Source organism: Amycolatopsis sp. NPDC023774, assembly GCF_040639695.1.
Lineage (GTDB): Bacteria > Actinomycetota > Actinomycetes > Mycobacteriales > Pseudonocardiaceae > Amycolatopsis.
In genome coordinates this window covers 60,764-74,982 of the sequence record NZ_JBFAAJ010000026.1, presented here as the reverse complement: position 1 = coordinate 74,982, position 14,219 = coordinate 60,764, and the positions used below count along the sequence as shown (strand labels likewise).

Below are 14,219 nucleotides of genomic sequence, written 5' to 3'. Positions count from 1 at the left end.
CCCTCGCCTCGCGAAGATTCTATGCATCTTACAAGAGTCACCAAGGTTTTGGAGAACGTTATGCCGGGTCGGGGGATCGACACCGGCAGCCGCCGAACGTCGACAAAGCGGCAAAGCTGGGTGTGGTAGCACGCCCGAGCCGCTTCACGTCGTCCTCCGGCAGCCACCCGACCTGCGCGAGGACCGGCGCCAGCTCCAGCACGCCGAACCGCTCGTACCGTTCGAGCTGCGGATTCCGGTGGGGCGGCGGGGTGCCCGCTGCCAGCGGCATCCCGATGAAGTGGCCGGACGCGCTCGGCTCACGAAGGGGTACCTCGAGGGCTTCTTCCGCGCCGAAGCCGAACGGGGCAACGTCACCGACCCCGACTTCCTCACCTGCCGGCTCGCCGTCCTCTGCGCCGGGGGCGGCAGCCGTGCCGACGACCTGCGCGGCCTGGCCGTCGCCACCGCGCGAACCCTGCCGGACGCGGCCGGCGTCACCGACTGATCGTCTCAATGGGCAGTCGCGGGTGCCAGGGCGGCCAATCCGGCGCAAGTACCCGGCTTTGGTGTGCCACCCCCGGACGTCAATGCAGGTGAACGAGAACCAGGTTCTTCAACAGGATCATGACGACGCCGAGCAGCCCCGCCGCGCACGTCGTCCCGATCAGCGCCGCGCCGCGCAGGCGGGCCACCCGCGCCGCGGACCACGCGTGGTAGGTCAGGACCACCACGGCCACCGCCAGTCCGGTGTTGGCCGCGGCGCCGGGGGAGGCACCGGCGAGCCGGGCCAGCAGCAGCGCGGCGATCGGGCCGAACGAGGCCGTCACCATGGGCCAAGTGGCCCGCAGCTCCGCAGCGATCCGCGCCCGGCTCGGCAGTTTGCCGTCCTCGACTTCCTGGCCCAGCAGTTCCGCGTATTCCTCGGCCGTCCAGTAGATCAGCAGCGTGACCACGACCGCGATCGCCAGCGCCACGGTGGAGAGCTGTCCGCCGACGGCGGTCAGGATGGCTGCGGTGACGATCACCCCGTAGATGCCCGCGGCCCGGCGCCGTCCGGCGCTTCGGTCACCCACCTGCTCGGCCACGTCCACCTCCGCCAGCGCCTGGTCGGAAACCGGCTCTCCCGGTCGCCGTGCGGGGCAGGGGCGGCCCCGCCGGCCTCGGCCTGCCGGCGGGGCCTGACCGGCCCACGCTCACCGAGCGAGTGCCTTGGCCTTCAGGGACTCGTACTCCTCCGCGTTGATGGCGCCGGTGTCGAGGAGCTTCTTCGCTTCGGCGATCTGGCCGGCGGCGCCCTTGTCGCCCTTGTCGCCGTTGGCGGCGACCGAGCGGACGTAGTCGTCGAACTGCTTCTGGGTCGACGCCGCCTCGGACCGGCGGCGTTCGCCCATGTGCTTGCCCTGCGCGATGAGGTAGACCAGCACGCCGACGAACGGCAGCACCAGGACGAACACGGTCCAGCCCGCCTTGCCCCAGCCGGAGACGTCAGAGCGGTGGAAGAGGTCGCCGAAGATCACGATGAGCATCCAGAACCAGACCACCCAGCCGAAGAACACCAGCATGGTCCAGATCACGTCCAGGAACGGGTAGTCCGATTGAGCCAGTGTCATCACGCCTCCGATGCTCGACACCCGCACGACCGTGACGTTCCGTCCACAACGGACCGGCGACCAGGTCGACGGCTCCAGGCCGTGGCCCCGGCCTGCCCCGGACGCGGGTTCTGCCGCGAGAGCTGCCGTACGCGGTCACAGGAAGCGTTCCCAGCGAACGCCCCGCGCGACATCACCCGGCGGAGGTGAAATCCGGCGCTGGGATCGGTTCCCCGGCGTCGCCGGGCGGCGCTCACGGCGCCGGCCGCCCGCCGTGCAGGCCACTGTGCCGACGCCGCCCGTAGGGCCCAGCGTTCCGGGGCCGCCGTGCTCCTCCGATTCGGGTGAGGCGGTATCCCGCGTGCCGTCACGACGGTACGGGCTCTCCTCCACAGTGGACCGACAGTGGTCCGCCGCCCCCGCCGTCAGTGAGCCGGGGCCACCAGCTGCCGGACGGTGTCGGTGACGAGGCGGCGGCGTTCGGGTTGCGGGGCGAGACCGCGGACTTCCTCGCCCTGGTTCTGCCACATGTTCGCGATGGTCAGCGCCAGGGCGAGCAGCTCGCCGGGCGGCCGCTGATCGGTCACGGTGCCCGGCGCTGCGTGTCTTCGATCGCCGCGGTGTTGTCGGTCATGGACTGGGCCACGACAGGCCGGGCGCCGCCGCGCTCGAGCTGGTACCAGGTGATGAAGCGCATCACGTCCGGTACCGCCGGCCCGAGTCGTAGAGCTGCCCCGCGTATTCGGGCAGGTCGTCCGCGTCGATCGGGATCCCGAAGACGACCTGTTCGACGATGGCGTCGTAGACCGCTTCGTACAGCCCTTCTTTGTCGTCGTAGAAGGAATACACGAGCCTGGCGCTGACCCCGGCGCGGGCGGCGATGCGCTCGACGCGGGTGCCGCCGATGCCGTGCTCGGCGAACTCGGCCAGCGCGCCGTCCAGCAGCTGCCGGCTCTTGCCTCGGCGTCTCGGGTCCGTGCCGCGCCGTCATCCTGATGAATGTTCATTCGTGCTGAGCTGCCGACGGTCGCGGGCCCTGCCGGCGGGCCATGCGAGGTGGCCGAGCCAGAGCACGCCGACCACGTCGAGGTCGCTGCCGTTGACAACCTCGGCGACGAACCGGTGCACGAGGCCGGGGGAGGGCGAGGTCGGGCAGGCCGTCGACCCAGGACCGGGTGAGGGCGAGGCTGTCTTCGGTGGTCGCGGCGGCGCTGGGGCGGCGCTCACCGCCGGCGCGAGGGATCGAGGGCGGCCGCTGATGTCGCGGCCAGGCGAAACGGGCCGGACCTAGGAAGCCCCGCCGGTCTTCTTCGGAGGCACGACCGGAGTGTCCCGGTACCTCAGGATTCCCTCGACGCCGAGGCGGAACGTTTCGCAGACCGGCGCCGGATCGGTGAGGCAGCCCGCGGCCATCGCGCCGTCCCGCAGCATGACGAAGTGCCTCGCGGCCGGTTCGGGTGCTGTCTCGCCGGCCTGTGCGAGCAGCTCGGTGACGACGTCGAGGAACCACTGCCGGTGGGTGAGGACGGCCTGGTGGACGGGGTGCGCGGGGTCGGGGTACTCCGCGACGGCGTTGAGGAAGGCACAGCCCCGGAACCCGGGTGTGCGGATGCCGTCGGCGATCGACTCGGCGACCGCGCGGACGGCGTCGGCCCCGGAGGCCTTGCTGGTGCGGGCGGTCTCCACGTCGGCACGGATCGCCTGGTCGGCCGCCGTCAGGTACGCGACCAGCAGGTCGTCCTTGCTCGGGAAGTGGCGATAGAGCGTGGCGCGGGTGACGCCCGCGTCGGCGATGACCCGGTCGATGCCGACCGAGTGGAGACCCTCCGCATAGAACAGCCGGCTCGCCGAAGCGAGCAGTCGGGCTCGTGCTTCGGACACTTCGCGGTCCACCTCTCGTCGCTGGTTCCACGGTAGCAGATAGAACGATCGGTCTTGACGGCTCGGCTCCGTCACTGCCATAGTCGTCACCGCGAGATAGAACGATCTGTCTACTTGAGCGGGCGCAGTTCCGCGACGAAGGAGTACCCCTTGAGCACCAGCACCGTGCCGGCCACCGCGGGCATCGCGAAACCCTTGCGGCGCCTGTATTTCACCCGCTTCGCGTTCGCTGTGGTCTGGGCTGCGCTGCTGTTCACGGCCGGGGCGCATCTCGGGCCCGCCGGCATCACGCTGCTCGTGCTCTACCCGCTGTTCGACGTGGCCGCGGCCGTCGTCGACGCCCGCTCGGCGAAGGGCGGCATGCCGGTCGCGGGCCTGTACGCGAACGTGGTGATCAGCCTGCTCGCCGCGGTGGGCCTGGCGGTCGCGGCCTCGTCGGGCATCCCCGCCGTCCTCGGCGTGTGGGGCGCCTGGGCGATCGTGGCCGGTCTCGTGCAGCTGGCCGTCGGCCTCCTCCGCCGTACCCTGGGCGGCCAGTGGCCCGTGATCCTCAGCGGCGGGATCTCGGTCGTGGCCGGCGCTTCGTTCGTTCTGCAGGCCACAAAGGACAGTGCATCCCTCACGGCCCTCGCCGGCTACGCCACGCTGGGCGGCATCTTCTTCCTCGTCTCGGCCCTGCGGCTGGGGCGTGCCGCGAATGATTCCACCGCTGGCTGAGTTGTCCTGAATCGGACGGGTTTCCCGTCCGGCGTTGCCCGCTCGCCGTCTTGGCAAGCAGAATCGGCGCCGACGTGATGACAAGGTTGTCAACGAGGGGGCGGACATGGCGCTCAGGCGGCGCGCGGTGCTTCAGGGACTCGGTGCGGGCGGGCTCGCGCTGGTGAGCGCGGGGCTGGTGACCCCGGCGGCGCGGGCCGGCGCACCGGTCCCGGCCCGCGGTGGGGGAGCGCCCGACGACGTCGCCGCGACCTACCTGCGCGTGCTGCTGCGCCACACCCGCTGGGCCGAGCAGCAGTTCGACGCGAAGGCCGGCATCTACCCGGCGAAGGACTTTACGTTCGCCGTGGTCCTGGGCAACGCCGTCCTGCTCACGCGCGATGGGTACGACGCGGCGGTCACGGGCGTCGAGCGCGAGGTGCTGCACCGGCACACCGTCGACACCATCCGGCACTTCGCGGCGAGCAACCTCGTCACCGGTGGCACCGAGTGGGGCCGCCGGCTGTTCTTCGACACCACGTTCCAGTCCTACTTCCAGCTGGCCGGCCGGTTGCTGTGGCACGACCTCGACGCCGCCACGCGCGCGAACCTCGACGACATCGCGGCCGGTCAGGCCGCCTACACCGCGGCGCTCGGCACCGGCGACGACCCGCTGTCCGGTGACTGGACGCCGAACGGGCTGGCCGGTGGGCACGTCGGCGACACCAAGCTGGAGGAGATGGGCGTGTATGCCCAGGCCCTCGCGCCGGGGATGGCCTGGGCCGCGAAGGACCCCCGCGCCGCACAGTGGCGCGAGTGGTTCGGGCGGTGGAACCGCAACGAGACCGCGCTGCCCGCGGCGGACCTCGCGAACCCGCGCGTCGTCGACGGCGTGGCGATCTCGGCCAACACGGCGGAGAACCTCTACGACACCTTCCTGGTGGAGAATCACGGTTCCTTCGGCCCGCACTACCAGGAAGAGCTGTGGCGGACCTCCGGCCGCAACGCGATGCACTTCCTGCTCGCCGGGCAGCCGCTGCCGGAAGTGCTCACCGCGCAGCCCAACGGCGAGCTGCTCTGGCGCACGATGCTGCTGATGGCCAGCGACGCGGGTGAGCCCCTGATGCCGATGGTCGCCGACCGCGAGCACCTGTACGGCCGTGACGTCATCCCGCTGGCCTTCCGCGCGCAGGTGCTCGGCGACCGCTACGCCGCGCGCGCCGAGGCCCAGCTGGCCCAACGGCTGGAGCCGTACCAGGCCTACGCGCCCGCGGACCGCGTCACGAAGTTCTCGGGCGAGCCCAAGTACGAGCCGGAGGCGCGCGCGGAGATCGCGATCAGCTACCTGCTGCACGAATGGCGCGCGGACCACGGCGGCCCGGTGCGTCCAGTGAGCCAGGCGGAGTTCGACGCGCACGCCGTCGGCGTCGCGGACTTCGGCGTCGGGCCCGGCCTGCTCGCGCACCGCAGCCCGGCAGCGTGGGCCGCGGCGGTGAGCAAACCGGGGTTCACGAAGTTCGCGTGGCAGCCGCACCACGACGACTGGCTTTTCACCGTCAGCGGTGCCACGCCGATGTTGCTGCCGTCCACCGCGCTGGCGGTGCGGGAGCGGCACGCTACGACGTGGTCGAAGGTCCGCGACGGCTTCGACGCGAGCGCCGCGGTGTGGGAGTTCGACAACGGCTGCGCCGGTTTCGCGACCCTGCCGACGGGCGCGGCGGTCTACTCGAGTACCGGTCTCGGCGCGGGCGAGGGCGTGGTGTCGGTGTACAACCTCGCCATGCCCGGCGTGCCGGGGCTGACCGGCGAACGGACCTACCGCACCGCCGAAGGCGCGGTGACCGTCCCCGTCGCGCCGGCGCCGCCGTCCGGAGGCGGGCGCACCGACGATGTGACCTTCCCCGCGGTGACGGCCCAGTACGTGCGGATCCTCGGCGTCCAGCCGGATCCGACGTACGGGTATTCGGTGTGGTCGTTCGAAGTCCGCGACGGGGCGTCGGGCGCGGACCTCGCCCGCGCGGCCACGGCGTCGGCTTCATCGGCTTCGCCGGGCAAGGAGGCGAAGTACGCGAACGACGGCGACGCGACCACGCGCTGGGCCGTCTCCGTCGCCGACCGCCGGCGCACCGACAGCTGGCTCGCTCTAGATTTCGGTGCGCCACAACGGTTCGACCGCGTTCGCGTGGCCTGGGAGGCCGCCGCCGCCCGGCGCTACCGCGTGGAAACCTCGACCGACGGCACCACCTGGACCGCGGCCGGCACCTACCCGCTGCCCGCGGTGAGCACGACCGGCGGCTGGCTCGACGTCGACGGCCGCGCCGGGTTCGTCGTGTCCGGCTCACCGCATCCGGCCACCGTCACCGGCGACCGGATCGTGCTGTCCGACGGCGATTCCGGGCCCCTGCACGTCGAATGCCACCCGGACCCGCGCGAGCTGCCCGCCGCGGTGCGCGCGCCCCGCCCGGCGGCGAGTTCCGCGGCACTGCGGGTTTCCGTGCTCGACGGGCACCTCGTGCTGTTCAACCTCTCCGCCGCGGCGACGTCGGGAACCCTCACCCTGCCGGCCTCGGACGGCACCGCCGCGCTCTACCGGGGCGACCAGGTGCTCACCACGACCGGCACCACGGTTCAGGTCTCGGCGTCGCCCGCCGAAGCCCGCGTCGAACCGGCGCGCTTCACCGTGCGTGGCGTGGGCCGCACCCTGCCCGCCGGAGTGCGCGCGACCGTCGTGGACGCCGCCACCCTCCGGTTGAGCGCCGACCGCACCGTGGTTCTCTCCGTGCAGCCGGCGGGCGAACCATGGCGGACCGTCGTCCTCCCCGCCCGGCACCCGGTGACGGTCACCTCCCACCGGACCCGCCCGTACCCCTTGCCGGACCTGGCCCTGGGCGCGGTCGTCTTCCCCACCGAACCCCTCCCGCCGGGCATGACCACCCCCACCGCCGCCGTCGACGACGACCCGCGCACCTCGTGGCGCCCGGGCCCCGACGGCCGCCTCGTCCTCGACCTCGGCGCGCTCCATCCCGTCACCACCGCCGAACTGACGTGGACCGGCGGCCGCCTGCCCCCCTTCACGGTCGAGACCAGCACCGACGGCCGCACCTACACCGCCGCACGAACCCCGGCCGCGCGCCGCACCACCACGGTCCCGCTCAGCGGCCCGGCGCGCTACATCGCCGTTCACGTCACTGGAAACCCGACGGCAGGCCTGACGCGGCTCACCGTGCGGTGACCTGGCGGGTCAGGCTCGCCGATCAAAGACAACGGCCACGCCGGCGCGGCCCGCATCTGCGGCCGCGTCACGCCGGGCGGCCTCGTCCTCGACGTGGGCCGGATCAGTTGTGGAGGTGCTCAGCCCAGCCTTCCGCGACTCGGCCCAGGGGCCTGGCGCGGGCTGGTCGACGGGGCGGCTGAACGGGCGGCCAGGGCCGCACCGCGGTCGTACCTCACTTTCTGCGGGTAGTCCCAGAACCACCCCTGGCCGGGTTCGAAGCTGTGGGCGACCGGGTGGCCGGTCGAGGCGCGTGGGCACGGGCGTGCCGGCCGGGCGAGGAGTCGCAGCACCCGACGTGCCCGCACACCGCGCACTGTCGCAAGTGGAACCACCAGCCCTTCGGTCCGGCCGCTTCACAGTCCGCGCAGCCGGTGCCGCTCGGTGGTTGTGGGGGTCAACACCGTCGACGAGAATCTCCCTCGGTCGTAGCTCGACCTGGAGCATTCGGCGGGATCGGGGAAAGGTCCACGAAGGGGCTCAGTTTCCGCCGGAATCGGATCAGGAAACGACCAATGCGGACGAGTTGCTCTACCCCGTCCGCGCCGGGGCGAGGCAGAGCGGATCGCGCGGTCAGGACCGGAAGAACTCCAGGAGGTCCGCGTTGATCGTCTTGGCCTCAGTGGTCGGCATGCCGTGCGGGAACCCCGGGTAGATCTTCAACGTGGCGTTCTGCAGGAGCTTCGACGACAGCAAGGCGGCATCGGCGTAGGGGACGACCTGGTCGTCGTCACCGTGGCCGACGAAGACGGGGACGCTGATCTTCTTCAGGTCCTCGGTCTGGTCGGTCTGGGAGAACGCGACGATGCCGTCGTAGTGGGCCAGCGCGCTGCCCATCATGCCCTGGCGCCACCAGTTCTGGATGATCGCCTCGTCGGGTTCTGCGCCGGACCGGTTGTAGCCGTAGAACGGGCCCGAGGCCACCGCTCGGTAGAACACAGCACGGTTCGCGAACAGCTGCGCCTGCAGGTCGTCGAAGGCGCTCTTGGGCAGGCCGCCCGGGTTCGAGTCGGTCTGCACCATCAGCGGCGGGATGGCGGACAGGATCGCGGCCTTGGCGACGCGGGCCTCGCCGTGGCGGGCGAGGTAGCGCACGACTTCACCGCCACCGGTGGAATGCCCGACGTGGATCGCGTCGTGCAGGTCGAGGTGGGCGGTGACGGCGGCGAGGTCGTCGGCATAGTGGTCGAGGTCGTGTCCTCCGGCGACCTGCGCCGAGCGGCCGTGACCGCGCCGGTCGTGGGCGATGACGCGATAACCCTGCTGCAGGAAGAACAACATCTGGGTGTCCCAGTCGTCCGCCGACAGCGGCCAACCGTGGCTGAACACGATCGGCTGGCCGGTGCCCCAGTCCTTGAAGAAGATCTCGACACCGTCGTCGGTGGTGATCGTCGGCATGGCTTTGTCTCCGTTTCTCGCGACGTTCCCGGATACCTCGTGAATCTGTTGCGTGTGGACACTGAATCGAAGCGCGTTCGAACCTGCGCTTGGCACACTACGCTTATGCGGCCACTGGTTCGGTGGCGTTCGCCCGCAGAGCAGCGTCGACGTGCGGTGCGCGATGGCCGGCAGGTTCTCCGTGGATCACGAAGCGCCGCCGCCCGGGCGGGTGCCGTTCTCCGTCGCCCTCGAGGGCAGGTGCACCGTGACCACGGCTTCGGCCGTCGTCGATCTCGCGCCCGGGGATCTGCTCGTCCTCCCGCACGGCGACGCCCACCACGTCAGAGTGACCTCAGGACGGGAGCTGCCGGTCGAAGAAGAGCAGGGCGCCACGCTCACCCTCGGCGCTCGCCCTGGCCGAGGTCCTGCGCGAGGAAGCCGCTCCGACCGGTCCGTGGCGCGCATCGCGGGGAGGTCGGCTACCGGTCCGAATCGGCGTTCGTGGAGGCGTTCCGCGCAGCGGTCGGCACTTCCCGCGCGCGGTTCCGGCGAAAGACCAGCCGGCGCCAGTGCGGGCCCGTCGGGGTCCGGGCACGGAAGGTCGCCAAGCCGAGAGCGGCTCGTCGCGCTGCCGAGCGACGGCTTGCGAGCGCGCCGGCCGGAGAGCGCACCCTCGACGCTGGTGCGGTTCGTGGCCGCGGAGCGCCTCAGGACTGGCTGACCAACCGGTACCCGGCGGCGGAGAACTCGGCCGTCAGCGCGTAGCGGTCGCCCCGGACGAGGGTGTGGCGCCACTCCATCGGTCGGCCCTGGGAGTGGCTGAGGCGGTTGATGGCGAAGGCGGCGACGTCGTGGGCACAGGCGAGCTGGGTGCGTTCGGCGGCAGTGGGGATGACGGCGTGCACTTCTTCGCGGCCGTGGTCGAGGCGGATCCCGGTGCGGCGGGCGAGTTCGCCGTAGAGGCTGGTGTGCGTGAAGTCGGCCTGCAGCAACGGTTTCGCGACGTCGGCGGGGAGCCACACGCGGTCCATCGCCAGCGGCTCGTCGCCCGCCAGGCGGAGCCGCTCCAGGTAGACCAGCGGCGTCGAGGCTTCGAGGTCGAGGCGCTCGGCGACCAGTGCGTCGGCGCGGACGTCGAACGTGCGGACGATGCTGTGCTGCGCGAGGCCCGCCGCCTCGACGGACGTGAACAAGCTGTAGAGCGCGCCCAGTGGCTGTGCGATCTCGGCCGGCGGCGCGACCCGCGGCTGCCGGCCGCGCTCGGCGACGACCACCCCGTCGGCGCGCAGCTGGCGAAGGGCCTGGCGCACGGTGTGGCGGCTGACACCGTACTCCTCGGCCAGCGCCAGCTCGCCCGGGAACTGCTCGGTGAACTCACCGGCGTCGAGCCTGATCAGCAGCTCGCGCTGGAGCTGGCGCCAGAGCGGTTCGGAGCCGGAGCGGCTCAGCGTTCGTGGGGCCATGGCCTCCTCCGGGCTGTCTCACCCGACACTACCGGTAGCCAAATGTGCGGACATAATCTACGTTGAATGTACGTACATTTGGGTAGGGTGGACTCGGGAGGGAAGCGTCGATGGGGACACGCGAACGAACGGTCGCCCGGTGACCGCCACCCAGGACCGGGCCGCCGACCGGCGCCAGGCGCGGGACCGCGTCGCCCAAGCCGCTCCCGGGCTGCTCGTGGCGCTGCTCGTCGCCGGGGTCGCGACCGCGCTGGGCTCCCTGGTCCCGATCGTCGGCGGGCCCGTGTTCGGCATCCTGCTCGGCGCGCTGGCCGCAGCGGTCGTGCCGGGACTGCGTGCGCAGCGGTGGGCGCCGGGCTACGGCGTGGCCTCGAAACCGGTGCTCCAGCTGTCGATCGTCGTGCTGGGGACCGGGCTGTCGCTGCAAGAAGTGGTCCGCGTCGGGGTGCAGTCGCTGCCCGTCATGCTGGGCACGCTCACCGTCGCCCTCGGCGGGGCCTGGGTGCTGGGCCGCTGGCTCGGCGTCCAGGGCGACACGCGGACCCTCATCGGCGTGGGCACGGGCATCTGCGGCGCGTCCGCGATCGCCGCCACCACCGCCGTCATCAAGCCGAAGCAGACGGACGTCGCCTACGCCATCGGCACGATCTTCACCTTCAACATCGCCGCCGTGCTGCTGTTCCCGCCGCTGGGCCACCTGCTCGGCATGAGCTCGCACAGCTTCGGCCTGTGGGCGGGCACGGCCATCAACGACACCTCGTCGGTCGTCGCCGCCTCCTTCGCCTACGGGGGCGACGCCGGCTCGTACGGCATCGTCGTCAAGCTGACCCGGACGCTCACGCTCATCCCCATCGTGATCGTGCTCGCGTTCCTGACCGCGCGCCGCGAAGCTCGCCAGAACCCCGGCGACGCCGGGTTCAGCATCCGCACCATGCCGTGGCGGCGCATCGTCCCGTTGTTCCTGCTGGGCTTCATCGCCGCCGCCGCGCTCGACAGCCTCGGCGTCGTGCCCGCGTCCTGGCACCCGGCACTGTCCACACTGGGCACGTTCCTCATCACCACCGCGCTGGCCGGCATCGGGCTTTCCCTTCGCCTGGCGGACATGCGCCGCGCCGGCCCCCGCCCGCTGCTGCTCGGCGGTCTCCTGTGGATCGCCGTCGCGGCCACGAGCCTCGGCCTGCAAGCGGCGACCGGCTCGCTCTGAAAACCCGGGCAGGCGCCGCACGGGCTGCGCCAGCCGGAGGCCCTACCCGATGTGGTCGCCGCGGTCGGTGGCCGGCACGTAGCGAACGTCCGCGGGTGCGTCGTGCGTGTGGATGAGGCTCGTGTCCCACCGGTGCGGCACCGACGCCGCCACCCGTTCCACCAGGTGGCTGCAGAACACCGGCGCGCTCAGCCGCACCAGCCGCGCGTCGCCGGTGTCCAGGGCGAACGTGTCGGTCTCGCCGGTCACCTCCACACGCCGGTGCCGCACGTCGGCCGGGCGCGGCAGGCCGTAGCCGTGCAGCAGCGAGTTGCGGATGATCCACAGCACCACGGCGTCGTCGTGCTCCACGCCGTGCTCGATCAGCAGCCGCTTGAACCGCTGCCCAGCCGGCGCGGACGTCCCCGACAACGTGTCGAGCACGATCATGCCCAGGCAGACCCCGACCCACGACCGCGTGCCGGGCCCGTCACCCGTCTCGGGGTCGCGCCCGTGCGCCGCCCGCATGTCGCGCAGGGCGAGCTCGATGGGCAGGTACTCCCGCCCCGGGTGCGGCGCGCAGTGCAGCCGCCTGAGCGGCACACCGCCGCGATCGTCGAGCGTGGTCACCGCCGCACGGTACCCGGCCGGCCGGCCGGTCCGGGGAACGGCGATGCGGCTCGAGCGAATCGGGCTGCCAGCTCCTTGGCTTTGATGAGGGCGTCCTCGTGTGCTCGGGCTCGAGACGCTTCGTAACGGCTGACAGATTCCGGCCCTACGCCCGCTTCAAGCCAGAGGTGAGCTTCGGGATGACGAACTCGACTTCGGTGATGCCGAAGTAGGTCGCGAAGCGAGCGGTCAGGTAGAGCACGACGAAACCCCTGCCGTCGCGGGGCGTGCCGGGCCGCTATGTGTTGCCGCGGCTCAGGACGGCGTCGGCTTGCTGGAGCTCGCGGCTCAGGGTGGCACGCAGAGGGTCCTCGTTCCCCGCGGTGAACCCGTCGTCGTCGAGCTGTCGAGGAGGAGCGTGGGCATGTTCTGGTGACGTTCGGTGTGATCGAGCGGATTCGCGGTGCCGGCGAGACCACGGTCCTCGGGACGGTGGATGCGTGACCCGCGCTGCGTCCCGGGTGGGCCGGGCCGGGGCCGAAGCCGCGATGGTCTCCCGGCCGAGGCCACCAGTCCGCCGGCGACCGGCGGACCGGTGGGAGCGAGGTCAGCCGGCGACGTGGTAGCGGCTGGTGATGGCGACGCGGTTGAAGGCGTTCATCACCGTGACCAGCCAGGAGACGGCCGAGATCTGGTCTTCGGTGAGTTCGGCCGCGGCGGCGGTGTAGTCCTCGTCGCCGACGTGTCCGTCCGAGACGCGGGTGATCGCTTCGGCCAGGCGGAGGGCGGCGCGGTCCGTCGCCGAGAAGTAGTCGGCCTCTTCCCACGCGGGCAGCACGGCGATCCGGTCGGGGTTTTCGCCCTTCTTAAGGGCGTCACGGGTGTGCATGCGCAGGCAGAACGCGCAGCCGTTGATCTGGGAGGTGCGGATCCGCACCAGTTCGACCAGGAGCGGGTCGAGCCCGGCTGCGGTGGCGCCGGCGTCCGCCTCGGCCGACAGGGCGATGAGGGCCTTGTAGGCGGCTGGGTGCTGCTTGTCGATGCTGACACGCTGGGTGTTCGTCACGGTTCCTTCGATTCCTTCGTGTGGTCCAACCGCGCCGTGCTGGCGCGTCGTGCGTTCTCGGCAGGGAGACGAGGTAGCCCGTGCGGGTGTGACAGCTCAGACCCGAGAAAGTTTGTCCGGGTTCAGGACCCTGCGGTAGGCGGTGATCAGGCCGTCGGAGATCTGCACCGTGTCGACGGAGTAGACGCGGCCCTCCCGGCGGAACACGAGGGCGAGCTCGCCGCCCACCTCGGCGAAATCGATGCGGTCCGGACGCCACTGGCGGCCCACTCGCGCCATGACCTCGGCGATGCGCTCACCACCGCGGATGAGCTTGCGCGCCGCCGAGACCTTGCCGCCGCCGTCGGTGACGTAGACGGCGTCCGGGTGCAGGAGCCGGACCAGGCCGGTCAGGTCGCCGGATTCGTAGGCGGCGCGGAAGGCCGCCAGCACCCGTTCGCGCTCCGCTTTCGTTGCCTGCGAAGGGGACTGCTTCGCCTTGGCCACCCGCCGTCGCGCCCGCGAGGCGAGCTGCCGGGCTGCCGGCACGGATACGTCCAGCACTTCCGCGATCCGGCTGAACTCGAACGCGAACACATCGTGCAGGACGAAGGCCACCCGCTCCGGCGGGCTCAGCTCCTCCATGACCAGCAGCATCGCCGCACCGACGGACTCGTCGACGAGCACCGGCTCCGAGGCGTCCGGCCCCGTCAGCAGCGGCTCCGGCAGCCACGGCCCGACATAGGACTCCCGGCGCGACCGGGCGCTCTTGAGGATGTCGTACGACCGTCGTGCGGCCACCGTGACCAGCCAGGCCCGCAGGTCGTCGACCTGGTTCAGATCGGATCCGGCCGCTCTCAGCCACACGTCTTGGGCGACGTCCTCGGCGTCGGCCACGCTCCCCAGCAGCCGGTAGGCGACGCCGAAGACCGCAGGCCGATGCGTCTCCCACTCGGCGCCGAGCCTGTCCTGCTGCTCGGACCGTCCGGGCGCATGCCCATCACCCATGCAGACCGCAACCTCCTCCGGCACGTGGATTCAGCGTACCCATCAGAATCCGGACGCTCGCACCGATGATCGCCGGACAGTCCCGTGCCGGCGAGCACGCCGCCGCCGCGTG

At 71.7% G+C, this 14,219-nt stretch carries 16 protein-coding genes; 5 read left to right on the top strand and 11 right to left on the bottom strand.

Annotated elements, in window-relative coordinates; translation table 11 throughout:
- Positions 1-280: 280 nt before the first annotated feature.
- On the top strand, positions 281-487 hold the full coding sequence (locus tag AB0F91_RS36205) for a hypothetical protein (RefSeq protein ID WP_360605062.1): 207 nt from the start codon (positions 281-283) through the stop codon (positions 485-487).
- Between the two features lie 79 nt (positions 488-566).
- Here the strand turns inward: AB0F91_RS36205 and AB0F91_RS36200 are convergent, their stop codons facing one another.
- From AB0F91_RS36200 to AB0F91_RS36180, 5 genes are all read right to left on the bottom strand, one after another.
- Positions 567-1,067, bottom strand: a complete 501-nt coding sequence (locus AB0F91_RS36200) for a hypothetical protein (RefSeq protein ID WP_360605060.1) — start codon at positions 1,065-1,067, stop codon at positions 567-569.
- Positions 1,068-1,175: 108 nt separating this feature from the next.
- The gene (locus tag AB0F91_RS36195; RefSeq protein ID WP_360605058.1) at positions 1,176-1,613 is read right to left on the bottom strand and encodes an SHOCT domain-containing protein; all 438 of its coding nucleotides are present in this window, start codon (positions 1,611-1,613) and stop codon (positions 1,176-1,178) included.
- 383 nt (positions 1,614-1,996) lie between these two features.
- Positions 1,997-2,158, bottom strand: a complete 162-nt coding sequence (locus tag AB0F91_RS36190; RefSeq protein ID WP_360605056.1) for a hypothetical protein — start codon at positions 2,156-2,158, stop codon at positions 1,997-1,999.
- 109 nt (positions 2,159-2,267) lie between these two features.
- The gene (locus AB0F91_RS36185; RefSeq protein ID WP_360605128.1) at positions 2,268-2,513 is read right to left on the bottom strand and encodes a helix-turn-helix domain-containing protein; all 246 of its coding nucleotides are present in this window, start codon (positions 2,511-2,513) and stop codon (positions 2,268-2,270) included.
- Between the two features lie 345 nt (positions 2,514-2,858).
- Positions 2,859-3,452, bottom strand: a complete 594-nt coding sequence (locus tag AB0F91_RS36180; protein WP_360605054.1) for a TetR/AcrR family transcriptional regulator — start codon at positions 3,450-3,452, stop codon at positions 2,859-2,861.
- 150 nt (positions 3,453-3,602) lie between these two features.
- Between AB0F91_RS36180 and AB0F91_RS36175 the strand changes: the two genes are divergently transcribed.
- Both AB0F91_RS36175 and AB0F91_RS36170 read left to right on the top strand, forming a co-directional pair.
- Complete coding sequence (locus tag AB0F91_RS36175; RefSeq protein WP_360605052.1) at positions 3,603-4,169, top strand: hypothetical protein; 567 nt, start codon at positions 3,603-3,605, stop codon at positions 4,167-4,169.
- Between the two features lie 106 nt (positions 4,170-4,275).
- Positions 4,276-7,380, top strand: a complete 3,105-nt coding sequence (locus AB0F91_RS36170; protein WP_360605050.1) for a discoidin domain-containing protein — start codon at positions 4,276-4,278, stop codon at positions 7,378-7,380.
- Positions 7,381-7,594: 214 nt separating this feature from the next.
- Here the strand turns inward: AB0F91_RS36170 and AB0F91_RS36165 are convergent, their stop codons facing one another.
- Entirely contained in the window at positions 7,595-7,744 is a 150-nt protein-coding gene (locus AB0F91_RS36165; RefSeq protein ID WP_360605048.1) for a UBP-type zinc finger domain-containing protein, read from the bottom strand.
- Positions 7,745-7,992: 248 nt separating this feature from the next.
- Positions 7,993-8,817, bottom strand: a complete 825-nt coding sequence (locus AB0F91_RS36160; protein WP_360605046.1) for an alpha/beta hydrolase — start codon at positions 8,815-8,817, stop codon at positions 7,993-7,995.
- 52 nt (positions 8,818-8,869) lie between these two features.
- Here AB0F91_RS36160 and AB0F91_RS36155 point away from each other — a divergent pair, with 52 nt between their 5' ends.
- Positions 8,870-9,520 carry a cupin domain-containing protein gene (locus AB0F91_RS36155; RefSeq protein WP_360605044.1) on the top strand — a complete coding sequence of 217 codons (651 nt, stop codon included), beginning with the start codon at positions 8,870-8,872 and terminating at the stop codon, positions 9,518-9,520.
- Here the strand turns inward: AB0F91_RS36155 and AB0F91_RS36150 are convergent.
- Positions 9,507-10,262, bottom strand: coding sequence for a GntR family transcriptional regulator (locus AB0F91_RS36150; protein WP_360605042.1), 756 nt, complete (start codon positions 10,260-10,262; stop codon positions 9,507-9,509). The two genes, AB0F91_RS36155 and AB0F91_RS36150, sit on opposite strands and share 14 nt — an antisense overlap.
- Positions 10,263-10,401: 139 nt before the next feature.
- Between AB0F91_RS36150 and AB0F91_RS36145 the strand changes: the two genes are divergently transcribed.
- A complete protein-coding gene (locus AB0F91_RS36145) occupies positions 10,402-11,466 on the top strand; it encodes a putative sulfate exporter family transporter (RefSeq protein ID WP_360605040.1) in 1,065 nt (354 codons plus the stop codon).
- A gap of 42 nt (positions 11,467-11,508) precedes the next feature.
- Here the strand turns inward: AB0F91_RS36145 and AB0F91_RS36140 are convergent, their stop codons facing one another.
- From AB0F91_RS36140 to sigJ, 3 genes are all read right to left on the bottom strand, one after another.
- Positions 11,509-12,075: a hypothetical protein gene (locus AB0F91_RS36140; RefSeq protein WP_360605038.1), complete on the bottom strand. Its 567-nt coding sequence runs from the start codon at positions 12,073-12,075 to the stop codon at positions 11,509-11,511.
- Between the two features lie 586 nt (positions 12,076-12,661).
- Positions 12,662-13,120: a carboxymuconolactone decarboxylase family protein gene (locus tag AB0F91_RS36135; RefSeq protein ID WP_360605036.1), complete on the bottom strand. Its 459-nt coding sequence runs from the start codon at positions 13,118-13,120 to the stop codon at positions 12,662-12,664.
- Between the two features lie 96 nt (positions 13,121-13,216).
- Positions 13,217-14,107 carry an RNA polymerase sigma factor SigJ gene (gene sigJ, locus AB0F91_RS36130; protein WP_360605034.1) on the bottom strand — a complete coding sequence of 297 codons (891 nt, stop codon included), beginning with the start codon at positions 14,105-14,107 and terminating at the stop codon, positions 13,217-13,219.
- Positions 14,108-14,219 lie beyond the last annotated feature (112 nt).

Bases quoted from the DNA above. Each gene is read 5' to 3' on its own strand.
- AB0F91_RS36170 (WP_360605050.1), top strand. From the start codon at position 4,276: ATGGCGCTCAGGCGGCGCGCGGTGCTTCAGGGACTCGGTGCGGGCGGG.
- AB0F91_RS36160 (WP_360605046.1), bottom strand. From the start codon at position 8,817: ATGCCGACGATCACCACCGACGACGGTGTCGAGATCTTCTTCAAGGAC.
- AB0F91_RS36150 (WP_360605042.1), bottom strand. From the start codon at position 10,262: ATGGCCCCACGAACGCTGAGCCGCTCCGGCTCCGAACCGCTCTGGCGC.
- sigJ (WP_360605034.1), bottom strand. From the start codon at position 14,107: ATGGGTGATGGGCATGCGCCCGGACGGTCCGAGCAGCAGGACAGGCTC.